The sequence below is a fragment of the Hamadaea sp. NPDC050747 genome (assembly GCF_040654195.1).
Lineage (GTDB): Bacteria > Actinomycetota > Actinomycetes > Mycobacteriales > Micromonosporaceae > Hamadaea.
Genome location: NZ_JBFAHM010000012.1, coordinates 66,598 through 90,154 on the forward strand (window position 1 = coordinate 66,598; position 23,557 = coordinate 90,154).

At 68.1% G+C, this 23,557-nt stretch carries 21 protein-coding genes; 8 read left to right on the forward strand and 13 right to left on the reverse strand.

Going from position 1 to position 23,557, the window contains the following annotated elements; genetic code table 11:
* Nucleotides 1-255 precede the first annotated feature (255 nt).
* The 3 genes from AB0H43_RS27625 to AB0H43_RS27635 form a co-directional block, all read right to left on the reverse strand.
* Nucleotides 256-1,080, reverse strand: a complete 825-nt coding sequence (locus AB0H43_RS27625) for an alpha/beta hydrolase (protein WP_360003937.1) — start codon at nucleotides 1,078-1,080, stop codon at nucleotides 256-258.
* A 192-nt stretch (nucleotides 1,081-1,272) separates the two neighbouring features.
* Nucleotides 1,273-1,866: a hypothetical protein gene (locus AB0H43_RS27630; protein ID WP_360003939.1), complete on the reverse strand. Its 594-nt coding sequence runs from the start codon at nucleotides 1,864-1,866 to the stop codon at nucleotides 1,273-1,275.
* 23 nt (nucleotides 1,867-1,889) lie between these two features.
* The gene (locus AB0H43_RS27635) at nucleotides 1,890-2,486 is read right to left on the reverse strand and encodes a GNAT family N-acetyltransferase (RefSeq protein WP_360003941.1); all 597 of its coding nucleotides are present in this window, start codon (nucleotides 2,484-2,486) and stop codon (nucleotides 1,890-1,892) included.
* Between the two features lie 238 nt (nucleotides 2,487-2,724).
* On the opposite strand from AB0H43_RS27635, the gene AB0H43_RS27640 reads away from it, so the two are divergent.
* A complete protein-coding gene (locus AB0H43_RS27640) occupies nucleotides 2,725-3,612 on the forward strand; it encodes a fructose bisphosphate aldolase (RefSeq protein WP_360003942.1) in 888 nt (295 codons plus the stop codon).
* A gap of 43 nt (nucleotides 3,613-3,655) precedes the next feature.
* On the opposite strand, the gene AB0H43_RS27645 is transcribed toward AB0H43_RS27640, so the two are convergent.
* Nucleotides 3,656-4,510, reverse strand: a complete 855-nt coding sequence (locus tag AB0H43_RS27645) for a universal stress protein (protein WP_360003944.1) — start codon at nucleotides 4,508-4,510, stop codon at nucleotides 3,656-3,658.
* Nucleotides 4,511-4,641: 131 nt separating this feature from the next.
* Between AB0H43_RS27645 and AB0H43_RS27650 the strand changes: the two genes are divergently transcribed.
* The 4 genes from AB0H43_RS27650 to ileS all read left to right on the forward strand — a co-directional run bounded on the left by AB0H43_RS27650 (nucleotide 4,642) and on the right by ileS (nucleotide 10,124).
* Entirely contained in the window at nucleotides 4,642-4,851 is a 210-nt protein-coding gene (locus AB0H43_RS27650) for a PLDc N-terminal domain-containing protein (RefSeq protein WP_360003946.1), read from the forward strand.
* Nucleotides 4,848-5,738: an ABC transporter ATP-binding protein gene (locus AB0H43_RS27655; protein ID WP_360003947.1), complete on the forward strand. Its 891-nt coding sequence runs from the start codon at nucleotides 4,848-4,850 to the stop codon at nucleotides 5,736-5,738. Before AB0H43_RS27650 ends, AB0H43_RS27655 begins: the two co-directional genes overlap by 4 nt.
* Nucleotides 5,735-6,484, forward strand: coding sequence for a hypothetical protein (locus tag AB0H43_RS27660; RefSeq protein ID WP_360003948.1), 750 nt, complete (start codon nucleotides 5,735-5,737; stop codon nucleotides 6,482-6,484). The genes AB0H43_RS27655 and AB0H43_RS27660 overlap by 4 nt, the downstream gene beginning before the upstream one ends.
* Nucleotides 6,485-6,974: 490 nt before the next feature.
* Complete coding sequence (gene ileS / locus AB0H43_RS27665; RefSeq protein ID WP_360003950.1) at nucleotides 6,975-10,124, forward strand: isoleucine--tRNA ligase; 3,150 nt, start codon at nucleotides 6,975-6,977, stop codon at nucleotides 10,122-10,124.
* 10 nt (nucleotides 10,125-10,134) lie between these two features.
* On the opposite strand, the gene AB0H43_RS27670 is transcribed toward ileS, so the two are convergent.
* Entirely contained in the window at nucleotides 10,135-10,707 is a 573-nt protein-coding gene (locus AB0H43_RS27670; RefSeq protein ID WP_360004364.1) for a carboxymuconolactone decarboxylase family protein, read from the reverse strand.
* 152 nt (nucleotides 10,708-10,859) lie between these two features.
* Here AB0H43_RS27670 and AB0H43_RS27675 point away from each other — a divergent pair, with 152 nt between their 5' ends.
* Entirely contained in the window at nucleotides 10,860-11,546 is a 687-nt protein-coding gene (locus AB0H43_RS27675; protein WP_360003952.1) for a hypothetical protein, read from the forward strand.
* A gap of 192 nt (nucleotides 11,547-11,738) precedes the next feature.
* Nucleotides 11,739-13,361 (forward strand): hypothetical protein, encoded by a 1,623-nt coding sequence (locus AB0H43_RS27680; RefSeq protein WP_360003953.1) that lies wholly within the window; start codon nucleotides 11,739-11,741, stop codon nucleotides 13,359-13,361.
* Between the two features lie 123 nt (nucleotides 13,362-13,484).
* Here the strand turns inward: AB0H43_RS27680 and AB0H43_RS27685 are convergent, their stop codons facing one another.
* From AB0H43_RS27685 to AB0H43_RS27705, 5 genes are all read right to left on the reverse strand, one after another.
* On the reverse strand, nucleotides 13,485-15,152 hold the full coding sequence (locus AB0H43_RS27685; protein WP_360003955.1) for a hypothetical protein: 1,668 nt from the start codon (nucleotides 15,150-15,152) through the stop codon (nucleotides 13,485-13,487).
* Entirely contained in the window at nucleotides 15,145-15,975 is an 831-nt protein-coding gene (locus tag AB0H43_RS27690; protein ID WP_360002274.1) for a hypothetical protein, read from the reverse strand. Before AB0H43_RS27690 ends, AB0H43_RS27685 begins: the two co-directional genes overlap by 8 nt.
* A 2-nt stretch (nucleotides 15,976-15,977) precedes the next feature.
* The gene (locus AB0H43_RS27695; protein ID WP_360003956.1) at nucleotides 15,978-18,251 is read right to left on the reverse strand and encodes a glycosyltransferase family 2 protein; all 2,274 of its coding nucleotides are present in this window, start codon (nucleotides 18,249-18,251) and stop codon (nucleotides 15,978-15,980) included.
* A gap of 256 nt (nucleotides 18,252-18,507) precedes the next feature.
* Nucleotides 18,508-19,017, reverse strand: a complete 510-nt coding sequence (locus tag AB0H43_RS27700; RefSeq protein WP_360003958.1) for a YcxB family protein — start codon at nucleotides 19,015-19,017, stop codon at nucleotides 18,508-18,510.
* 50 nt (nucleotides 19,018-19,067) lie between these two features.
* Nucleotides 19,068-19,721, reverse strand: coding sequence for a helix-turn-helix domain-containing protein (locus tag AB0H43_RS27705; protein WP_360003960.1), 654 nt, complete (start codon nucleotides 19,719-19,721; stop codon nucleotides 19,068-19,070).
* A 61-nt stretch (nucleotides 19,722-19,782) separates the two neighbouring features.
* On the opposite strand from AB0H43_RS27705, the gene AB0H43_RS27710 reads away from it, so the two are divergent.
* Complete coding sequence (locus tag AB0H43_RS27710; RefSeq protein ID WP_360003962.1) at nucleotides 19,783-20,271, forward strand: quercetin 2,3-dioxygenase; 489 nt, start codon at nucleotides 19,783-19,785, stop codon at nucleotides 20,269-20,271.
* Nucleotides 20,272-20,296: 25 nt separating this feature from the next.
* Here the strand turns inward: AB0H43_RS27710 and AB0H43_RS27715 are convergent, their stop codons facing one another.
* The 3 genes from AB0H43_RS27715 to AB0H43_RS27725 all read right to left on the reverse strand — a co-directional run bounded on the left by AB0H43_RS27715 (nucleotide 20,297) and on the right by AB0H43_RS27725 (nucleotide 23,547).
* Complete coding sequence (locus AB0H43_RS27715; RefSeq protein ID WP_360003964.1) at nucleotides 20,297-21,055, reverse strand: VOC family protein; 759 nt, start codon at nucleotides 21,053-21,055, stop codon at nucleotides 20,297-20,299.
* A gap of 280 nt (nucleotides 21,056-21,335) precedes the next feature.
* The gene (locus AB0H43_RS27720) at nucleotides 21,336-22,943 is read right to left on the reverse strand and encodes a hypothetical protein (protein WP_360003966.1); all 1,608 of its coding nucleotides are present in this window, start codon (nucleotides 22,941-22,943) and stop codon (nucleotides 21,336-21,338) included.
* 19 nt (nucleotides 22,944-22,962) lie between these two features.
* The gene (locus AB0H43_RS27725) at nucleotides 22,963-23,547 is read right to left on the reverse strand and encodes a helix-turn-helix domain-containing protein (RefSeq protein WP_360003968.1); all 585 of its coding nucleotides are present in this window, start codon (nucleotides 23,545-23,547) and stop codon (nucleotides 22,963-22,965) included.
* Nucleotides 23,548-23,557 lie beyond the last annotated feature (10 nt).

A 23,557-nucleotide genomic window follows, 5' to 3' on the forward strand; every position in this document is an offset into this window, starting at 1 on the left:
GTGGAAGCTCATAAGCCTCCGCAACCGCCCGACGTCGGGCAGCAGGTATCGCTCCGCGGGCATGAGCGCCCCAACGGACGCGAACGCGTTGCACGACGAGCACGGCGACCAGGATGCCCAAGGGGTGTGGCTGGCGCCACCGGGTTTCACCGGTGCGGCCGCGGACTCCTGCTGCGTCCGCGACCGCACGCGTCTGCGGTCGGAGCTCACCGGGTCGCCATCGGCGACCGTGGCGGGCCACGACATGTGCTCTCGTCAACGTCCTGCGTAGTCGAGGGCGGCGACCTCGCGGACGGCAGCGGCGACCGCCGCGTAGTCCTTTTTGAGGATCGCACCGTGGTTGCTGGGCACCTTGGCGCTGATCTTGATGTTCGGGTTGCGCTCGGTCACCCCGACGAGGCTGGTCCGGATGATCTCCTGCTCGTCGCCCTTGCTGCCGAGCGACGAGCCGGAGGCGACCACGTACCTGGTCGGCACGGTGATCGCGTCCAGCACCGGTCCGAGGTCCGCGGCCCGGGCAATCCGGCCCAGCTCGATGTTGCACTCGGCCATCTCGGTGGCGTTCATCCGCGGCGTGAGACCGGTCGGGCGCAGCAGCCGCAACGCCCACTGGAACTGCTGGAACTGCTTGCGGATGCGCTGCTCCATGGCCTCGGTCAGCCAGTCGTAGGGCTGGGCGCCGTCCACCAGGACCGCGCCGATGGTCCGGTCCGGGTTGCGGCTGGCCCAGTGTGCGCCGACGAAGGCGCCGTAGGACCAGCCGATCACCACCGCCCGCTGCACCCCTCGGGCCGCCAGCACGACATCGACGTCGCGTACGGCGGCCTCGAACGAGTAGTCCGCCGACGTGCCCGACTTCTTACCCCGGGCGCGTTCGTCATAGGTGATGTGGCGCCAACCGGAGCCCAGTTCGGCGATGACCCGCCGCCAGTAGCCCTGGGTGGCGAACTGACCGTTGAGGTAGATGATCGGCACACCGGAACCCCCGGTGTCGGTGACCGCCAAAGCGGTGTCGTCGACCGGCACCATGCCCGTCCAGGTCGAGTTCGTGGTGGTCGCGGCGTTCTTGTTCGTCGTCATGCGACCACCATCCGCGTACGCCCTGACGTGGAGCTGTCACCGTCCTTTCACGGCAGGCCAGAGACCTCCGCCAACGGGGTACGCCACGCCACCTACCACGATCCGGAGGGAAACGAGATCTCGTTCGGCGGCGCCCCGCTCTGATCAGGCCGATGGCCGTGTGACGCGTCGTCGAGCCCAGACTGTCGCCGGCTACAGGGCTATCGGCGTACACGACCAGGCGTGATCGATGATCTCCTCGGCGGTCCAGGAGCGATCGGAGGGCCAGTAGATCATGTCAGTGAAATGCAGGCATCCCGTTCGGCGGGCAAGGCCGTCGAGTAGCCATGAGACCGTTCGATCATCACCGCCGCCCGAAGCCAGCAGTGTGCTCAGCACCTCGATTGCGGCCTGTCTGGTGAGCGGGTCAGGCAGCCGCGCCGACCTCACGTAGTCGAGGTAGTCCTCGGCAGCGACGCCGAAGTTCGCCCATCGCTGCCGGACGGCGTCGGTGAGCTGTTCGGCGATGCGGATGGCTTCCACGGCGTCGTCCACTTCGGCGAGGACGTCGCCGTCGTTCTCAGCCTCCGGATCCAGCGGCGGGAACTCAAACAGGTCCCGGAGGTGTTCACCGCCGACGTCCCAGCTGAGGTAGAGCACGATCACATAGTGGGCGTGGCGGCGAGGCTCGATGGAAACCCAGCGGATGCCTCGACGGTCGCCGTGGAAAGCCGGGCCGAGGAACTGCTCGATCGACGCCGACCGGCGCAGGGCGCCGACCGCGGATGACTCGCTGAGGTACCGCATTCGTGGAGGCTAACCCGGCGGGTTCAGAAGTCCAGACGCATGACCGCTCGGCGCACGGTCGGCCGGCTCACCTCATGCAGGCCGGCCGAGCGGAACGTGCCCGGCGATCCGACGTTCATCTCGCCCCACGTGACACCCTGCCCAGCCTTGGGCACCATCGGGTACCCCTCGACAGCTTTCGCGCCATGCGCTTTCGCGTACGCCACGGCCGCCACGGCCAACGGCCGGGTCAGGCCCTGGCGTCGAAAGCCGGCCCGGATCGCGAAGCAGACGATCGCCCACACGAGCGGGTCGTCGGGATCCTCCTGCCGGCCGGCCCACGGCACCGAGGAGCCCCGCAGCCGGCGGTAGTTTGCGCGGGGCTCGACCGCCACCCAGCCGACCGGCTCGCCGTCGAGGTACGCCACCAAGCCGCTCGTGGCTTCGGCGTCGCGAAAACCGCACTCGGTCTCCTCGCGCAGCCGGTGTGCGCGCATCTCGACCGGCATCCGGAACCAGTCATGGTCGCCCAGCTTGATCCGCTGGCACTGGCACTTCGCCGCGCCGCCACGGCCGAACACCGTCTGCAAGTCGTCCCAGCTCGCCTCGTTAGCCGGGACGACCCTGACGTCGTCGTGCATGCTTTCCTGCATACCACACTGGTCCGACGATGAGCGGTCGCCGACGCACGGTCCTGGCCGGCCTCCAGCTCACGATCAGCGCGAAACGGCGAAGCCGACAATGCAGTTCGTCGATCCGCGGTACGCCGGGTGGGGTCGCCGTGTTCGACGGTGCTGGGATCGTCGCCCGGACCCGCCGACGCCGGCAGCCACCTAAGCTGGTGTTTGCGAAAAATCAGAGCAAAAGGAGGATGCGCGGATGAACGACTCGAAACGGCAGAGAATGAAGGAAGATGCGGGCTTCATCGCCGCGCTGGACCAGAGCGGCGGCAGCACACCGAAGGCGCTGGCGCACTACGGAGTCCCCGAGTCGGCGTACTCGTCGGAAGACGTCATGTTCGACCTGATGCACGAGTTTCGCAGTCGGATCATGGCCGCGCCGGCCTTCCGAGGGGACCGCATCCTGGGCGCGATCCTGTTCGAGCAGACGATGGACCGCGAGGTGGGCGGCGTTGCCGTGCCACGCTACCTGTGGGAGCAGCGGAACGTGGTCCCGTTCGTCAAGGTCGACGAAGGACTGGCAGCCGAGGCCGACGGTGTCCGGCTCATGAAGCCGTTCACCAAGCTTGAGAGTCTGCTTGACCGTGCGGTTGGCCGGCAGGTGTTCGGTACGAAGATGCGCTCATTCGTGAGTCGTGCCGATCCTGCGGGCATCGCCGCGGTCCTCGACCAGCAGTTCGCCTATGCGCTGCAGATCGTCGACGCCGGACTGATGCCGATCATCGAGCCAGAGGTCGACATCGCCAGCGCCGAGAAGCAGCAGGCCGAAGAACTGCTGAAACAAGGCATCCTCGAACGCCTGGAGAGTATCCCCGAGGCAAGCGAGGTCATGTTCAAGCTCACCATTCCCACGCAGGACGACTTCTATGGCGACTTGATCCGGCATCCGAAGGTGCTTCGGGTGGTGGCGTTGTCGGGAGGCTACTCGCAGCAGGAGGCCAACGAGCGATTGGCAAGAAACCATGGCTTGATCGCCAGCTTCTCGCGCGCGCTGACGGAAGGACTGCAGCGGCAGCAGAGTGACGAGGAGTTCAATCGGGTTCTGGCCACGTCGATCGCGGCCATCCACGCGGCCTCCACAACCTGATCACCCCACCGCGAACGGCGGTGCCCAGAGAGCACGCCCTATTTCACACCGGCGCGGTGACCGGATGGGCGTCCAGCTCCTCCGGCGCCGCCGAGCCGACCGGCCACCGGGCGATCAGGACGGGGCAGCTGGCCAGCCGGATCAGAGCGTGGCCCACCGAGCCGAGCAGATACCCGGCCAGACCGCTTCGGCCGCGGCTGCCCACCGCGACCATGCAGGCTTGGCGCGACAGGCCGATCAGCGCCGCGCGTGGATCAGCCTCGACGGGCACCCGACGCAGCGCCACCCCGTTCAGCAGCTGCTCGTCGGCCAGCGGGCCGCCGTACAGGGGATTCGCCGAACGATCGGAGTAGACCGAATCCCCGATGGCGGCGTGCACCGCGATCAGCGGAACCGACCGCAGCCGTGCCTCGGCGATCGCCGCCACCACGGCGGCGTTGGAGCTGGGCGTGCCGTCGACGCCGACCACCACCGGCCGGGCCGGCCGCCGGGGGAGATCCGGCAACCCGGGTACGCGGACGATCAGCATCGGCACCTGCAGTCTCGGCAGCAGATGCAGCGCCACCGAGCGGCGTACGCCAGCCAACTCACGGCGGCTGCGATTACCCAGCACCAGCAGGCCGCCGTCCGCGGAGTAGCTCATCAACACGTCGGCGGGGGTGCCCAGCCCGAGCACCGTGGACACGGTGACATCCGGCTGCCGACGGCGTACGCGATCAGCCGCCGCCTGCAACAGCCCGAACCCGCTGGTGGTGCCCGGCCGGCGATCCGGGTCCAGGGCGTACACCAGGCGAAGCGGCCAGTCCCGCAGTCTTGCCTCCTCGGCCGCACGGTCGACGGCGATCAGGCTGTTGCCGGTGCTGTCGACGCCGGCTACGACGAACGTGCGCTTGCCCATACCTAGAGCCTGTTCCGAGTGGGCCTGGCCGGACAGGGGACGAAGGTCCCTGGGCGAGCTGCTGCACGACCTGTGACTACCGCGTGCGAGGCTGCTACGGCCTGGGCGCCGGCTTCTGCCATCCTCATGACATGAACCTTGCGGCCACCGACGCCGACCTGCCCCTCGCGGCCCTGGCGCCGCTTGTCCTGCTCGGGCTGGCCTTCGTCGTCTACTGCCTGTACGACCTCGCCCGCAACGAGGTGCGCTACCTGCCCAAGTGGGCCTGGGCGGCGATCTGCGTGATCTCGATTCCGATCGGCGGCATCGTCTACCTGCTCGTAGGGCGCAGCCCCCGATGATCCTGGAGACGTCCGGCCTGACTAAGCGCTACGGTACGCACGCCGCGCTCGACGGCGTCGACCTCCGGGTCCCGGCCGGATCGGTGTATGGGCTCGTCGGCCCGAATGGGGCAGGCAAGACGACGCTGCTGGGCATCCTCGCCGGACTGCGACGGCCCACCAGCGGCGACATTCGCGTAACCGCCGATCGCCGCCGGATCGCGATTCTGCCCGACACACCGCAGTTCGATCCGTGGCTGACCGGCCGCGAGGTCGTGTCGCTGGCGGCGCATCTGGTCGCCGCCCCGACACCGCAGTCGGCTGTCGCCGCCAGGGTCGACGCCGTGCTGGCCGACAGTGGCCTCGCCGAGGTCGCGGACCGCCGAGTCGGCGGTTACTCGCGGGGCATGCTGCAGCGGCTCGGGCTGGCCGCGACCGTGGTGGGCGACCCGGAACTGCTGCTGCTGGACGAACCGGCGTCAGCCCTCGACCCGGTCGGCCGGCGGGAGGTGCTCAACCTGATCTCCCGCCTCCGGGGCCACGCGACCGTGATCTTCTCCAGCCACATCCTGGCCGACGTCCAGGAGGTCTGCGACCGCATCGGCGTCCTGCGGGATGGGCGGCTGCTGTTCCAGGGCACCATCGAGGACCTGCTGGTGGGGAGGGCCACTCCGGCGTATGTGGTTCGGTTGCGCGGCGGCGCACAGGAGGCCGAGGCGGGGCTACGCGAGCAGCCGTGGGTGACCGAGGTGCGCTCGGAGCCCGGGGAGCTGCTCGTCGGCGTACGCACGGTGGCGGAGGCCGAGCGCAACCTCGCTGGTGTGCTCGCCGCCGCGGGAGCGCGCGTGATCAGTCTCGGTCCGCGCGAAGCCGATCTCGAAGACGTCTTCCTGGAGCTGATCTCGTGACACTGTGGCGGCTGGAGTGGCTGCGGCTGGTGCGGACCCGCCGCCTGCTCACGATTCTCGCCGTGTACGCCTTCTTCGGTCTCACCGGGCCACTGACCGCCCGCTACCTCGGGGAGATTCTCCGTGCGGTCGGCACCGACGGCGTCGAGGTGACGTTTCCGAAGCCGACCCCGGCTGACGGCATTGCACAGTTCGTCGGCAACGCCTCGCAGATCGGGCTGCTCGTCGTCACCTTGGTCGCCGCGTCAGCCCTGGCCTTCGATGCACGGCGCGAGATGGCCGTCTTTCTGCGTACGCGGCTGGGCGGGGTGCGGCCGGTGGTGCTGTCGGCGTATGCGGTGAACGCGGCTGCCGCCGTGGCTGGATTTGTCGTCGGCGCGGCTTGTGCCTGGTACGAGACCGCCGTGTTGTTGGGCGCGCCGTCGACGGCGGCCATGCTGGCCGGCATCGGATACGGCTCGGTCTTCCCGGCGTTCGCTGTGGCGTTGGTGGCGTTCGTCGCGGCGCTCGTCCGCGGCGTGCTGGCGACGGCGGGCGTCGCCTTGGTGATTTTGCTGCTCGTCGGGATCATCGGGAGCCTGACGGGTGGCGGCCGCTGGCTGCCGACCGGGCTGCTCAGCGCCTTGGGTGACGTCGTCGCGGGCGCAGCGGCGGCCGACTACCTGCCGGCGCTGGTGATCACCGTGGTCGCGACCGTGCTGGCCCTCGGCGGGGCAGTAGTACTGGGCGATCGCCGCGAGCTCTGATCCGCGTCACCGCTGATCGCAGGAGCGGCCCGCCGGAGAACGGCCGCGCAAGGTCGGCGATGAACCGGTACGCCGGGGGCCGGTCATCTGCGGAGCCGAACCAAGCCGAGCGCGGCTCCGTGGCCGTCGCTGGATCGCGGACCGTGCAGGCTGAGGCCGGCCCACGGCCGAGGCCGGTGCCCGACGGGAGCAGCGGCGCGCGACCCACCGCGGACCTGGGAAATGAAGTGCCCGGGGATTGAGTTACAGTACGGGCGCGAGGCGTTGATGGGGACGAGTAGCTCCGGACGCAGCCAATAGAGACTCGGGGACGGTGGAAGCCCGGGGGCGTGCCCGTTGTGAAGATCACCCCGGAGCCGTCGGAGGAAAGGCCCGCGGGCCGAGTAAAGCCGACCGCACGAATGAGCGGGCCGTGTCTGCGGCCAAGGAGGGTGGTACCGCGGGGTTCGCCTCGTCCCTCCGGGAACGTGTGAACGAGACCGGAGGAAAGATGCCGTACAAGCCCGTGCCCGCCCAGGTCGACCTGCCTGCGCTCGAGCGCGCCGTGCTCGACTTCTGGCGCGATCGCAAGGTCTTCCAGCGCAGCCTCGACCAGTCGCAGGGCAAGCCGGAGTGGGTGTTCTACGAGGGCCCGCCGACCGCCAACGGCATGCCCGGCGCCCACCACATCGAGGCACGCGTGTTCAAAGACGTGTTCCCGCGCTACAAGACGATGAAGGGCTTCCATGTCGCCCGCAAGGCCGGCTGGGACTGCCACGGCCTGCCGGTCGAGCTGGCCGTCGAGAAGGAGCTCGGGTTCTCCGGCAAGCAGGACATCGAGGCCTACGGGATCGCCGAGTTCAACGACCGCTGCCGGGCCTCGGTGACCCGGCACACCGACGCCTTCGCGCAGCTCACCGAGCGGATGGGCTACTGGGTCGACCTCGACGACGCCTACCGGACGATGGACTCCGACTACATCGAGTCGGTGTGGTGGTCGCTGCGGCAGATCTTCGACAAGGGACTGCTCGTGCAGGACTTCCGGGTGGCGCCGTGGTGCCCGCGCTGCGGCACCGGCCTGTCCGACCACGAGCTGGCCCAAGGTTACGAGACCGTCGTCGACCCGTCGGTCTACGTGCGCTTCCCGCTGACGTCCGGCCCGCTGGCCGGCGCCGCGTCCCTGCTGGTGTGGACGACCACCCCGTGGACGCTGGTCTCCAACGTCGCGGTGGCCGCCCATCCGGACGTCACCTACGTCGTCGCCACCGACGGCACCGAACGTCTGGTGCTGGCCGAACCGCTGGTCGGCAAGGTGCTCGGCGACGGCTGGACGGTCGAGCAGTCCTTCACCGGTACGCAGATGCTGCGGTGGGCGTACGAGCGGCCGTTCGACCTCGTGGCGGTCGAGGACGCGAACTTCGTGGTGACCGCCGATTACGTCACCGTCGAGGACGGGTCCGGACTGGTCCACATCGCGCCTGCCTTCGGCGCCGACGACCTCGCGGTCAGCCGCGCGCACGGCCTGCCCATGGTGAACCCGGTACGCCCGGACGGCACGTTCGAGGACTCTGTGCCCCTGGTCGGCGGCGTGTTCTTCAAGACGGCCGACAAGGCGCTGGTGAAGGACCTCGCCGAGCGCGGCCGGCTGTTCCGTGACCTCCCGTACGAGCACAGCTATCCGCACTGCTGGCGGTGCCACACCGCGCTGCTGTACTACGCGCAGCCGTCCTGGTACATCCGCACCACCGCCATCAAGGACGAACTGCTGCGGGAGAACGAGAAGACCACCTGGCAGCCCGAGACGGTCAAGTACGGGCGATACGGCGACTGGCTCGACAACAACATCGACTGGGCGCTGTCCCGCAGCCGCTACTGGGGTACGCCGCTGCCGATCTGGCGCTGCGAGGCCGGCCACCTGACCTGTGTCGGCTCGCTGGCTCAACTGACCGAGCTGACCGGCCGAGATCAGTCCACTCTGGACCCGCATCGGCCGTTCATCGACGAGGTGACCTTCGACTGCCCGCAGTGCGCCGCCACCGCGACCCGGGTGCCCGAAGTCATCGACGCCTGGTACGACTCCGGGGCGATGCCGTTCGCCCAGTACGGCTACCCCTACAAGAACCAGGAGCTGTTCGAGAAGCGGTACCCCGCCCAGTTCATCTCCGAGGCCATCGACCAGACCCGCGGCTGGTTCTACACGCTGATGGCGGTCGGCACGCTGGTGTTCGGCAAGTCGTCCTACGAGAACGTGGTCTGCCTCGGGCACATCCTGGCCGAGGACGGCCGCAAGATGTCCAAGCACCTGGGCAACATCCTGGAGCCGATCCCGCTGATGGATCAGCACGGCGCGGACGCCGTCCGGTGGTTCATGGCCGCCGCCGGCTCACCCTGGTCGGCGCGCCGCGTCGGCCACAGCACCATCCAGGAGGTCGTCCGCAAGGTCCTGCTGACGTTCTGGAACACCGTCGCCTTCCAGGCGTTGTACGCGCGTACCGCCGGCTGGTCGCCGTCGGACGCGGACCCCGCGCCGGCCGACCGGCCGCTCCTGGACCGCTGGGTCCTCTCGGAGCTGAACACGCTGGTGGGTGCGGTCGACGCAGCGATGGAGACATTCGATACGCAGCGAGCCGGCAAGCTGCTGGCGGCGTTCGTCGACGACCTGTCGAACTGGTACGTGCGCCGGGGTCGCCGTCGGTTCTGGCGGGGAGACCAAGCCGCCCTCGCGACCCTGCACGAGGCGCTGGTGACCGTGACCAAGCTGCTCGCCCCGATCACGCCGTTCGTGGCCGAGCGCGTATGGCAGGACATCGTGGTCCCGGTGATGCCGTCGGCGCCAGAGTCGGTCCATCTGGCCGGCTATCCGACGGCCGACCCGGCGCTGATCGACGACGGCCTGGCGGCCGGCATGGCGCTCGTACGCCGCCTCGTGGAACTGGGCCGCACGGCCCGGGCCGAGTCCTCGGTCAAGACCCGTCAGCCGCTGTCCCGCGCCCTGGTGTCCGCACCCGGCTTCGCCGAGCTGCCGGAGTCTCTTGTGGAGCAAATCATCGACGAGCTGAATATCCAGAGTGTCCAGTCGTTGGTGGACGTCGGTGGATCGCTGGTCGACACCACCGCCAAGGCCAACTTCCGTACGCTCGGCAAGCGGTTCGGCAAGACGGTACAGGCGGTGGCCGCCGCGATCGCCGCCGCCGACGCCGCCGCGCTCAGCAGCTCCTTGCGTACCAACGGATCCGCCACGGTCGACGTCGACGGCTCGGTCGTCGAGCTCGGCCCGGACGAGGTCGTCATCACCGAGACGCCTCGGTCGGGCTGGGCGGTGGCCAGTGGCGGCGGCGCGACCGTGGCGCTGGATCTGGAGATCACGCCGGAGCTGCGCCGGGCCGGACTCGCGCGCGAGGTCGTCCGCCTGGTGCAGGAGGCCCGCAAGTCCAGCGGCTTGGACGTGGCCGACCGCATCACCCTCCGGTACGCGGCGTCCGGCGAGACGGCGGAGGCTTTGCGGGAACACGGTTCGCTCATCGCCGACGAGGTGCTCGCCACCGACTTCGCGGCCGGTGAGGGCGGCGGTTCCGGATCTGGAGACGGCGGCGGCCTCGCGGTCGGTGAGACGTTCAGCGACGAGGCGCTGGGGCTGAGGTTCTGGATCACCCAGGCTTAGCGCCGCCGAATCAGCTGCTCGGGTCGCGCCGCTGTCCGGATGCGCCGTAGCCGAAGGTGACGATCCGCTCGGCCGCGAACACGTATTGCTCCGGATGCGCGGCCGGCTTCGTGCCCAGCCCGTCGACGTACCTGTTGAACATGCAGAATGCGGCCGCGATGAGCACGGTGTCGTGGATCTCCACATCCGTGGCCCCGGCTTCCCGGGCGGAATCGATGTGCTCGGCCGTGACATGACGCCCGCCCTGCTGCACGGCCGCGGCGACACCGAGGAGCGCCCGCAGTTTGGCCGAGATCGGAGCGCTCGCCGCGTCCCGGCGAACCATCTGCACCAGCGACGATCCCTCCGGTAGCTGGGCCGCCGCAAAGGCGGAGTGCGAGTCGCAACAGAACTCGCATGAATTGAGACCGGAGACGTACGCGGCGATCAGTTCGCGTTCGCCGGGACTCAACGTCGGATGCGGTTGGCGCAGCAGCACCTCGGCGAGTTCGTTGAGCGGTTTGGCGGTCTCGGGCCGAAACCTCATCGGGCCGTTGATACCGGGAAACTGGTCCTCGTCGACGCCCAGGTCGATGTACGCCATGCGGTCGATTGTCGCCTCACGCACGGTCTCCCAACATCGCTATATCGACATGTCGACACTGTGGTTGCGCATGATGAATAACGTTACGCCCACGCATGTGGAAGCGATGCGGCTGCGGCGCAGCCTCGCGCGGAGACGGAAGGAGTTGGGCTGTGCCTCGGGCGACAGCGATGGATGCGGCCGAGTGGGCCACGATCTGTGATCCGTTGGCAAAGTTCGAGCCCGACGAGCTGAACCGGGTGGTACGCGAGTCTGCGTCGATCGAGTTGGCGCGGTGCGAGCGGCACGAGCGCCGGTCGTGGTTCGGCAAGTTCCTGGTCGCGGCGTCATACGTGGTGATGATCTGCGGCCTGATCGTGTCCGGCATCGCACTTCTGATGGTTCTCCGGGTGAGGCCTGAGGAATTCGAGGCAGGCTTGCAGATCTTCTGCGCCGCTGGCTTCCTCACGGGCTGCCTGACGGTTCTGCACTGGTGGATCGACTGGCTGACCACGCCCTACCGCCAATGGAGCAGGACGATCCTCGGGATCGCCGCCATGGAAGGGGCGTGCGCTGCCGGCTCGCTAGCTGCCCTGTACATGAGGCTCCCGGAGCTGTCCGACCACTGGCTGCTGGTGATTCCCATCTGGCTGCTTCTGCTGCTCGCCATAGCGTCTGTTCCCCTGGTCTTTCGCTTCACCTACTACGAGAAGCCACCAGCGGTGGACCTTGAGTCCTTGACGCCGAAGCAGGTCGAATACCTCATTGCGTACCGTCGTAGAGCCCTGAAGGTCCTCAGGGGCCGGAGCATCGTCAGCTACCCCCTGTTCGACGAGCTGGACCAAAGCCCTTTGACCTAACTGGAGGAGCGGGCCTTCGGAGCCGCGATTCGTTGGCGGCTGCGGCCCACTCGCTCCGGCAGGTCTATGAACCCGACTCCGTCATCGGACCCATGCCTCCGGCGCGACCACCGCTTCTTGCCGATCAAAGCCAAGCGGCCCTGGTCGCCGATCGGCCGCTCTTCCTAAAGAGTGACCAAATGGATACGCAGGATGAATGCGGATAAGCTCGGCATTCACCAGATATGCGGAGATTGCCAGCAACCAGCCATCGCCGAACTGACGTGCAGCATCGACAGCAGTGGAGTTCGATCGGGTCAAATCAAGGGCCGTAGCGGAGGAACCGTCATGGAAAGCGCTGAACACGCCTGGATCGGCGATCAACTGACGCTGTCGTTCGAAGACGGCAAGCGCAAGGCCGCTGAGTTCGGCTTGCACATCAGGCTGGGCGGATCGTTCGAGTACGGTCCGACCATCACCTACGGCCAGGGCATCGCGCTGGGCGGTGACTTCTACGGTGTGGTGGATCAGCCGATCAGCACCGCCGAGGATCCGGACGGCGTGTTCCGCCGGGGTTGGTTTCAGCTGGCGACGCCGTACATCCCACACGAGCGCAGCCGCATCCTCGGCATCATGGAGGTGGAGATCAAGCTGGTGATGGCGGCGTACAACGCCGGTAAGGATCCGTCGAAGGTCTACGAGGAGATCGGCGACCGGTACTCGATCGATTGGGCGTTCGAGACCGTGTTCCGTTATCCGCGGCTGTCCCTCAAGAACTTCGACCACTTCGGCGCGAACGCGGTCAAGGCTTACTCGGTCGGGCATGGCATCGCGCTGGACGAGGCGAGGCTGGCTGCGAACGAGCCCAAGGGTTCGGTCCTGCGACAGACTCGGCTGGAGCGGGCGTATGCGATGAACGCGTTCGCCGACCACTTCCTGACCGACCTGTTCTCCACCGGCCACCTTCGCGTGCCGCGCGTAGAGCTTTACGACACCATCAACGACAAGATCGTCGCCGGCAACCTGGCCCGTACGATGCACAACGAGGACTCGAAGTACGGCCTTGTGGTCCGAAATAAGAAGGGCGAGGAGTGGTTCGCCTACGGTGACAAACGGCTGCTGGACAAGGTGAGCGCGGACAACCGGCAGCATGTCACCGCAGCCGCGCAAACGTCGGCCGACGAGGTGTGGACCGCTTTCAACGGTGCTCCGGTCTCGGAATACGGGGCACTCAAGCAGATCCCCGATTTCGACTATCTGATCGGCAATCCCGGCCAGAACTTCCGCGCACTCTTCAAGCTGAACGATCCGAGCAGCAAGCTGCCGCTGCTCCGCAAGGAGTTGCACGACCGCAATTGCCAGAACTACATCGGCAATTGGAATCCCAGGCAAACGCTGAGCGAGCTCGCCAAGGGTGCTCCCACGGTCTACCAGCCAGTGCGCTGCCTCGACTTCGAGTCCGGCAAGTTCCTCGGCTGGATGAGCGTCTCCAGCGCGGTTGATCCCTACTTGGCCATCGTTCCCAACGAGGCCGCCGCGCACCCCTGTGTGTGGTACTTCCACGGTGACGATTTGTACTTGCAGAAGGACACTTCGGGCGGCGATCGTTACCTTGGTCTTTCCGGCGGAGGCCGCGCGGGCTGGGGCCTATGGACCGGCCAAAGCAATCCGGTCATCATCAACAAGGACATGACGATCTCCTTGGCGGCAGACCCGAAACGTCTGCTCTGCGTCGACCGTCTGATCAACGGCAACTGGGGCGGCGCGTGGACAGACGGAACGCCGAACCGGTTCGTGATTCAGATCGACCTGCCGCTGCCGGTACGAATTCCCTGATCGCCGGCGGGAGCGGGTGGACATGCGCCGCCCGTCCAGCCTCTCGGCGGGCCTCATGGGGTGATCTTGACGAGCTGGAAGCTGGAGCCCCTTGCTCGCCAAGATCAACGCCATAGACCCAGGCTAGCCGCGTAGCTTCCGGACCACTGCCCGAGCGAACTGCTTCGGCTGCCGGATCTTCGCGGCGTACCGGACGAGTTTGAACATACGGTGATTGCGGATCGCCTCGATGCGCCGCATGTTCGCGCGCATTTCGCGGATACGCTTTTCGCGTACCTTGAGCTGCTTGTCGCGGTAGCCGAGGGTGCGCTCCAGGCCGAAGACGTGCCCGCGTAGTTCGAACAGTTCGTGCCGGGCGGCTGCTGCCTCTTCCAGCGCTGAGCGTACGTCAATAGTGGATTCCGTCAGGGGAACGTCGGTGCCGGCCGCGACCAGGCCGGCGATCTCCCGGCCGCGTTCCACGGTGGAGGGGTCGGCGGCGTCGCCGGACATCTGCAGCAGTGTCGCCACGAGGTCGTCGCCCGCCATCCACGGTGGCCAGGGGTGCCGGCGGTGGGCGCTGACGAGCCGGTCGCGCCAGCGGTGCCAGGCGGCGGCGAGCAGCTCGTCGGCTGAAGCCGGTTCGGTGGTCGCCCAGCCGTAGAAGCCGGGGGTGAACGCCGTTCCGTCGTAGACGAGGTCGTCGAGGCAGATCGCCTCCGCTGTGGACCGCGATCGCGCCCAGGCGCCGAGTTCGGCGGCGAAGGCGCGTACGCCGGGGACGTCGCCCGCGGCGGCCAGCCGGAACAGCACGTCCTCCGCCGTCGGGGCGTCCGGCAGCGTTGTGGCAGCCGACTGCGACCGGAGTCCGTCGGGAACGTCGGAAGCGACCCCCGAGACGTCGATTTGCCAGGCACCCGACGACTGTCGGTCGACGGTGAGCGTCAGGCCCGCCACACCTTCGGCGTACGCGGCACGCGTCGCCCCGCCCCGAAGCAGCAGCCAGCCGTCGGCGACGGCGCCGAGCTGACCGGCGCGGGCGGCCGCCTCACCACTCTCCCCGATCGGGGCGAGCAGCGGCAGCGATGCCCCGGCCGCCTGCAGCCCGCGTACGCCCATCCGGCAGAGCAGGCTGCCGGGGCGGGCTTCGGTGGCTGCGTCGATCTCGATGAGGGTGTGTGCGGCGAAGTTGGCGTACACGCGGGCACCGGTGATCCCGGCGCGTTCGGCGGCCTGGGCGAACGCGGCGGCGGAGGCGGGCCGTTGGGGATCATCCCGCAGTGGCCACCATTCGTTGTCGCCGTGCCGTTCGTCGAGCCCGCGCCGGTCCAGCAGACTGGTCAGGGCGAACCCGTTCGCCAACCCCAACACGAGGACAGCGTCCACAGTGGCGTGCTTGAGCAGCTGGGCGAGGCGTTCCGGCCAGCTCAGATCCGGGCTGTCCGCACCGAGGACCCGGTCAAGCCCGTCCACCGCGACGATCGCGTCATAGGGCTCCGGCGAATCGCTCGCGAGGCCGTCCAGTGCCCCGGCGACGACGTCCAGGCGGCCGCCGGAGGAATCGGCGAGTTCGGTGGCGTCGCTGACCGAGCGCAGCAGCACGGTGACGTGTTCACTGCGCTCGGCGACCAGGTCCAGGACGTCGCGGCCGTGTGGACCGACGACCAGCGTACGCCGCGCCCGGGGCAGCAGATCCGCCAGCAACCGGCACACCACCGGCCCACCCGCCGCCGGCATCCCCGGCTGATTCTGATCACTCCACGGCTGCATCTCACCCCGGACGACCCGCACGGTGCTCTCGATGTCAGTCACGTTCCCTCCAGTCGAAGAGCATCCGCATCTCCTGCGGCGGCATCACCCACGCCCGCCCCAGCTCCTCATCGGTGATCTGCCGCGCGACCGCCACATCCACCTGCTTACCGATCATCTCCGGCCACAACCGGCCGATCCGCTGCACCCCACCGAACAGCGGATTCTCCCCGCCCAACTCCATCGGATCGCCATACACCGCCGGTTCGCACCCCACCGACACCCCGTAGAAGATCGCCGTCGCCAACCGGTTCGACGCCACCCGCTTGAACCGGCGCAACGTCTCCAACTGCTTATACAGGAACCGGCGATCGGTGCCCTCATAGTTCCAGCCCCGCCGGCCGAAACAGACCACGTCGAAACCCGCCTTCTCGTAATGCCGGCGGATCTCCCGGCGCTCGTACTCGGTGTAGTAGAGGCTGATCGTGACCGGCCCCGGTTCGGTCTCCTTGATCTCGTCGATCAACCGCTGATGATCACCGGAGATCTTGCCACCCTCCCAGCCGTGGAACAGAAACCACAGCGTGCCCTCCCGCTGCTCCGGCGGTATCACCCCGAGTGTGGGCTCCATCTGCAGCAGATACAGCCACGGCGCACCGACCACGTGATAGTTGCGCCGGCCCAGCGAATGCCCACGACGGCGCGGCCAATCACTCCACACGAACCGCCACGCACCGTCGAAGAACTCGTGCACCGGATTCCAGCCGCAGCCGATGTTCCACCCATGCTGCAGATAACCCCGCAACCGCGGCGGGAACTCGTCATCCAGACCGGCATACCGCGCCAGAATGTGCGACTGCCCGTAATAGTGATTGTGATGATGCATGGCTACCGCACCTCGACAGTGACACGATCGGCATGCGGACGCAAAGTCAGCTGGTGGTCCAGGACGAAAATGGTAATCGAGGCCTCCGCGGTGAGGAACGCGTCGGGTTGCACGGCGAACGGTCGTCCCTCGGCGGGCAGGCCGATCAAGTGCCAGGTCGTCGGGGTCGTGCGAATCTCCCGGGACGATTGGGCGATCAGCCGCTCGACGTCGACCGCAGCCGTGAACCGGTCGTCGACGGTGACCGAGCAGGCGACGTCCTCCTCGCCGCTGGTGTCGCTGAGTTTGCGCCAGACCAGCGGGAAGTCCAGGTCGGTCCAGGTCCGCCCGGAGACTGTGATGACGCGTACGCCGTCGCCCAGCCCGATCTCGTCGGCGGTCGGCTGGACCGGCCCGTCGGTGACGACTACGCAGTTGTCGGCCGCCCGGCTGACCTGGACCAGCCGGCCGCCGACCACCTGAGTCACGGCCCGGGTGAGCCCGGTGGCGAGCACAGGATGCCCGCCGGCCTCCAACCGCCACACCGTACGCCCGCTGACCGGATCGTCCGGATCGTCGTCCGGGAGCAGCCCGGCCAGTGGCACCCTCGCGCTGAAGTGGCCCCCGGTGGTGTCTTGCTGGATCTCGTAGTCGGCCAGCTTCTCGCTGTACCACCGACGCGTGAGGCTTAGTTCGCCGGCGGCGGCGGGAAGCAGCCCCTCCAGGGTGACGACGCCGTCGGAGATCGCGGCCGAGGTGAGCCGCGCCGGGTCGACCATGCGCCGCAGCAGCAGCCGGTTGTCGTCGGCGGGCAGCGGCTGCAGCCAGGACGTGTCGTTGATCCAGCCGCCCGGCGGCATGCTCGGGTTGCCCGGGCCGACGTTGCGCAGCAGTGCGGTGCGCTTGATGTGCCGCTGAGTGATCGTGGCGCGCAGCGTCGCGGGATCGCCGTCGGCCTTGATGCCGGCCAGCATCGAGTTCGGTACGCGGGCTGAGTAGCCGACGAGGTTCTGGTCGCCGTGGCTGTCGTACGCCGGGAACCGCTCGACCGACACGGGCAGTTCGACGCCGTTGGCCTCCAGGACGATGCGGAGCTTGGAGGTGCCGTCGATCTGCAGGTGACGGATCTCCGCCGTGCCCCGGATCATGAGGGCATCGTCCGCCCAGGTCAGGTCGGCGACCGTGGTCGTGACGTAGAGCGCCCGGCCGGACAGCCGGAACAGATTCCGGCGGTTGCGGGCCTGGCCCTGCATGTTCGGCGGGACCAGTTCGTGCCGACGCCAGGGCACTCCCGTACGCGCGGCGCGCACTGTGCCGAGGGCGCCGCCGCGCCGGATGTCGGCCAGGGCACGCAGCATGTCCAGGTTGCCGGAGCGCAGCGCGTGGTGCTGGACGCGGCCCATCGGTGAGGAAAGCGCGGCGGGGCCCTTGTCGATGCGCTCGGCGAAGTGCTTGGCCAGCCGGGCCAGGCGTACGCCGTCTTCGTCGGAGAGATCGCCGACGCCTTCGACGAGGGTCACCATGTCGACGGTCGCGAGGTGTTTGTGCACCGCGTGCCGGATGTACGCGGGCTGCCGCTCGACGAGGTCGAGCACCATTTCGGCCGAGGTGATCCGGTCACGCAGGTTGGCGAACTCGGCCTTGCGCTGGGTGATCGAGTCGCCGGAGGTGCGCTCGCGCCAGTAGTAGATCGGCTGGGCGAGGACGTCGACGGTGACCGCGTCCAGGTACGCCTTGAGCGTCACCGGGTAGTCCTCGTACCGGATGGCCGGGAACTCGTAGCCGAACTCGTCCCAGAAGGTACGCCGGAAGACCTTGTTCCACACCATCCGGTCGATCGCCAGCTGTTCGAACTCCATGACGTGAGTAGCCTGGCGCGTCTCGTCGAAGATCTTCCGATGCAGCCACGAGTTCCACGCGCCGAAGTCGTCGAAGCGCCGGGCGTTGCCGGCGGCGAACGAGGAGCCGGTCGCGTTCAGCGAGCCGACCATCATCTCGAACGCGTGCCGCGGAACGAGGTCGTCGCTGTCGACGAAGGTGATGTACTCGCCTTCGCTGTGTTTGACGCCGGTGTTGCGGGCTGGCCCGAGTCCCTGATTCTCCTGGACGACCAGGCGGAACCGCGGGTCGAGCCGGCAGAACTCCTCGGCGATCTGCCCTGTGCCGTCGCGTGATCCGTCGTCGACGAGGATGACCTCGAAGTCGTCGAGAGTCTGACGGCGCAGCGACTCGAGGCATTCCGCGATGTAGTCGGCGACGTTGTAAAACGGCACGACGACACTGAGTCGCGGCGTCAAGGAACTCTCCCTCTGGTCTGAACGGCTGGGCGGATCCATCCTATAGGTCAGTCTGACCTCCGCCAGCTGGCATGTTACGTACCGTTTTGTCAGGCTAGCGGCCGTCCTCGCTGCGGATAAGCCGGTTTTCCCGCTGTGCGACCCGGCAGTGTCCGTTGTGGACGATCAGGGTCGGCCCGGCCACGCTCGTGCCTGGGGCGCACAAGCTTTCGGGGAAGCCGACGAATAGGTTAAACGGGTCACGTCCGGGCAGGCCTCACCGCCCGGTATGCCCCGAGTAGACATGGTTTGCGGTGTAGCGCTGGAGCACGGCGTCCAGGGCGATCTCATCTTGCCCGGTAAGCGGTCGGCGGGGCACGGCGAACGACGTTCCGCCGGACACCAGGATCCAGTAAGCCGTCGGTGTCTTCCGGTATCCGGCGATGCCGGTCCATCCGACGAATCTGCGGGCCACCACTTGATCCACTTCAAAGCCCTCGGGTGTCGCACGAAAGGTCGTTGCGCCGAAAGCCCAGTCGGGGAGTTTCCCGGCCTGCAGCCGACGGTGCGCGACTCCGACGGCTATGAGGGACAGCATGACGAAGGTCAGGATGAGCGAGCTGATCCACTGCTCCGCCAAGAGGCTCACGAACGCGCCCAAGGGGATCGGCGCGATCAGCAGATTGGTCCAGCGGCGGGGTCGTTCGATATCGGCGCCGACGCGGCGGTAATCGGCCTTGTCGAGCATCACGGTGAGCTCGACTCGATCTTCGGCGTGAATCTGCACCTCCGAAGTCTCAGACGGTGCGATATCGCAGTCAAGGTCACGTCGTGTGGTCAGGTCAGCAACGCGTCGCGCATGCGGTCTGCCAGCCAGCGCCGGAACGCGTCCTCCGGCCAGCCCCGCTGCACGACCAGCGCGGCATAGTGAGCGGGATCGTTGAACAGCCACAGGGTGTCTATGGCCGTCGGCGTATCGAGTCCGGGTGCGAGGTCACCCAGCGTCCGCATGTGCTCGACGACCATCTTCGCGCCGGCTCGGCGGTTGCTCTGCAAGACGTTCCACAGCTCCGCCACTTCTGGCGCGCCGTCTGCCGCTCGCCGGACGACCTCGAACAGGTGCGCTGCGCGCTGGGCGATGATCACACACACGTCGGCGTAGGCGTCGAGGACCGCGCTCGGCGTGGTGGCGTCCCAGACCGGTCTGAACCAAGGCCGGTCGGCAACCGCCACCGGCACGTCATCGCCGGCGAGCGCCTGGTCGAGGACGTGCCGGAGAAGCGCCGGCTTCGACCCGAACGAGGCGAACACCGTCGGCCGCGCGACTCCGGCCGCGGTCGCGATGTCGGCCAGCGACGTGGCGGCGTAGCCGCGCTCAGCGAACAGCTCGGCGGCGGTGGCCACGATCGCCTGGCGGGTGCGGCGCGCCCCTTCATCGCGGGTCGGCGAGCGGTAGCTGCGCCGTGTCTTGGCGCTGTTGACTTCACTCATGCTTCTGCCATACTAACAACATATTCACTAGACAGCGGTATGCTGAATTTGGAGCTCGGTCATGATCAATGAATCGGTCCGCCCTTACGTGCGGCGTGACGGCGAGGGCGAGGCGCTGTGGTTCCTCGGCAGTTTGGTGACGGTGAAGGCAAGCGGAGCCGAGACACACGGCGCGCTCACCGTCGTCGAATTCGTCAACCCGCCGGGGTTCGCCCCACCGCTGCACCGGCACCTGAAAGAAGACGAGATGTTCTACGTCTTGTCCGGCAGCGCCGAGTTCCGGTGTGACGGCGAAGTGTTCTCCGCCGGGCCGGGCGACTTCGTCCTGCTGCCCGCCCGGTTGCCGCACACGTTCATCGTCGAGGCCGGCGAACCCTTGCGGACCCTGCAGATCACCACCCCGTCGGGGTTCGAACAGTTCGCGGGCGATGTCGGTCAACCAGCAACGACGCGGCAGCTACCGGATCCGGGCCCGATCGACCCGGCTGCTCTCGGCCACGCCGCAACCCGGCACGCCATCGAACTGCTCGGCCCGCCGCCCACCCACTGATCCACCGCGGACCAGCTGCGGCGGGTCAGTTCAGTGCGGCGATCAGTTCTGGCAGCAGTTCGATGACGAGGAACGTGCCTCCGGTCGGGTCGGCGATGTAGGCCGCCATGCCGATGCCGGTGTCCACCGGCCCGGCGAGCACCCGTCCGCCCAGCTCAGGCGTACGCCGCACCAGGTCGGCGCAGTCGCCGATCTGCAGGATGGTGCGCCAGTGCGGCGGCGTACCCGGCGGGTAGTGCCCGCCGTCCATCATGCTGATGCCGCCGACGACCCGATTCGCCGAGATCCACTCGTAGTACTCGTGCTCCTCGGTGGCGGTTCCGACCTGCTGGGTCCAGCCGAACACCGTGCCGTAGAACGCCGCCGTCGCGGACGTGTCGCGTGTGACGACCTCGCTCCAGGTCACCGCGCCGGGTTCGTTGACGACCTCGGCCCCGCCGAACGCCACGCCGGAGGTGGTACCACGTTGCCAGACTCCGACAACGGCACCGAGCGAGTCGGCGAACACCGCGGACCGTCCGCGCCCACCCCACTCGGTCGCCGGTCGCAGTACCTTGCCTCCGGCCTCGAGAACCAGCTGAGAGGTACTGTCGATGTCATCGGTGGAGACGTGCGTCAGCCAGCCCGGCCGTTGGTCTGCTCCACCGTTGCCGATCTCGGCGAGACCGGCCACGGCCAGGTCGCGCAGGCGGAACACGGTCGCGCCGTCGTTCGTCGCCGTCGTCCAGCCGAAGAGGCCGGCATAGAACTCCGCCGTGGCGGCGACATCGGTGCTGTAGTGCACTGCCCAGCACGGTGTCGCTGCGGCATAACCTCGTACTCGCACGGGGTGTTCCTCCCTCGGCCGGACGTGCCTCGGTGAGTCACCATAGGACAGACGTGCGTGGTGTTGATCAACCTATGAGCCGATACGCCGCCGCGATGCGGCCGACACGTCGTCGGCTGTCGAGTCACTCCCGGGAACGCGAGCTGTCAGACGTCTTGACGATCGGGTCAAGACGATGGAGACGAAGTAGCCCACCGACGAAGAATAGGATCCCACGCCAGTCCGCAGCCAGGAGGCCTCAGGGAGCTGATCGCCTTACCCAGCAGGGCACTGGCGCCGTTGCACCGGTCAGCGGGATGGCCGTCCGGACTGCCTGGCCGTCCCGCGTCACGCCGACGGTCAGCACGTCGCCGACGTCGAGCCGGACGATGTCCGGGTACCTGGGAAGATCGACGATCTCTCCCTCGCGGAGTCCGGCGCGCTCTGCGGCTCCGCCGGGAACGAGCCCGCGGATCTGACGTGTCATGAGGGTGGACGGGTCGAATCCCAGATCGAGCACCGGCACCTGGATGGTCTTCTGGACGAATCGTGTGCCGAAGCTGCCTTCGCCGGGTCGCCCGGTCCCGGTGAAGACGAGGCTGTCCAGCATCGGCATCTCAGGGTCGGGCAGGATTTGCTGAACCTGGGCACACCACTGCTCGACGCTGGTTCGCCTGCCTTGCCGGCGTTGCCGCACGACGAACCGGACGACGTCGTCGACCGACTGCTCGCCTGAGGTCGCGGACCGGAGGCGCGCGTCCAGGTCGGCCAGGTAGAACATGCCGCGTGCGTACGGCAGGCGGTGCGCTAGAAAGTCCGAGAAGAAGACCTTCTGCGCCTGCCGGAGATGCAGGTCGCGGCGGGGGTTGGCGTACGCCTCCCGGGCTTCGAAGTTGACGGCCCGCAGGAAGGATTCCTCGTCCAGCAGGCCGCTGCGGAAGGGGAGGACGAGCGAGTAGTAGTCGGCGGCCCCTTCGGAGAACCAAGTGACCTCCTCGACCGGGCCGTCCAGATGCAGCCATTCGTGGACGAGTTCGTGGGCGACGGTTTCGTAGAGCGATGCCTCATTCAGCGGGTTGGCCGGGTTCACGGCCATCGCGAAGGACGCCGGGTGGGCCGAGGCGTTGGCGCCTCGGTGCGGGTGGGTACGCAAGAAGACCCGGTAGGGGTGCGCCGGTGCGTCGAACGCCTCCGACATCACCTGGTACGTCGTCCCGAGCCGGGCGCTGAAGGCTTCGACGTCGATCCCGGGCGGCGTCAGCCACCACGTTGACAGCTCGCCGTCGCGGTGATGCCGGTCCGCCAGGTCGCCGCACATGACGTAGGTGTCGCCCAGCAGTTCCAGCCCCGTACCGGCGAGTTCGCCGTCATCTCCGTCGGCTTCGCCCAGGCTGGTGACCGCCATCCAGCGGCCGGCGGACTGGCCCTTCCGAACGGGGCCGTTCCAGCGAAGCGTGAAGGTGAGATCCTCCGGTCCTGGTGGCAGCACCAGGAAGCACTTCAAGACTCCGGAGAGTCCACCGCCTTCCGCGCGAAGTTCGAGCGGTGCCGTGGCAGGCAGTGGCTCCTCAGTGACGGACTCCGCCAGATAGGACAGTTCGATCGGGCCGGACGTCGAGCGTCCGACCTGCCAGCAGCGTCGGGGTTCGGGGTCGTCGTCCTCGGACACGCTCATGAGGAGTGGAACGGCCCCAAGGCGGTCGTGGGCCGTGACCATCTCGTCGTCGAGCTGCAGCGTCGGCGCGCCCGCGATGGACAGCGGCAAGCGCCCGATTGTGTCGCCGACGCTCAGCGCGACGCCGTCCAGCAGCCACGTCACCCGGATGCCCGGTGGTTCTACCGTCAACGTGATCAGGAGATGGGTCATGGCGGGGGCCGGTCGGCCGTCACTCGGCGGGCATGGGTGTGGCCGCGGTCGCGCGCAGGCCGTCGAGGGCCACCTGGAGCACTCGGCGCCACGTGGATTCGGGGACCACCGGGGCGATCCGGCCCAGCGCCACGAGCAGCAGCGAGACGTCTTCGGCGGTGACGTCGGGGCGCAGCTCGCCGGCCTCGTGTGCGGCGCGGACCAGTTCCGCGATCAGCGGTCCCACCTGCTGCCGGCAGTGCTGACGGGCCGTGTTGCCGGGTTGGCCGGGCAGTGCCTGGCAGTACGCGTCGAGCAGACCCGGCGAAGCCGTCTGCCGGGTCAGCGCATCGCCGAGGAAGGAGCTCAGATCGTGCCAGGCGTCGCCGGTTCGCGCGGCGGTCGCCTGCTCGGCCCAGGAGGTGAACACGTGCTCGAGGGCGGCGTCGAGGAGCGCTTCCTTGGTGGGGAAGTGGCGGTAGAGGGTGCCCATGCCGACTTCCGCCCGGCGGGAGATCTCGCGTACGTCGACGTCGCTGCCGCGTTCGGCGATCAGTCCGGCCGCGGCGTCGAGCAGCCGGCCCCGATTGCGGGCGGCGTCGCTGCGGATGGCCGGTGCGGTCATACACACACCC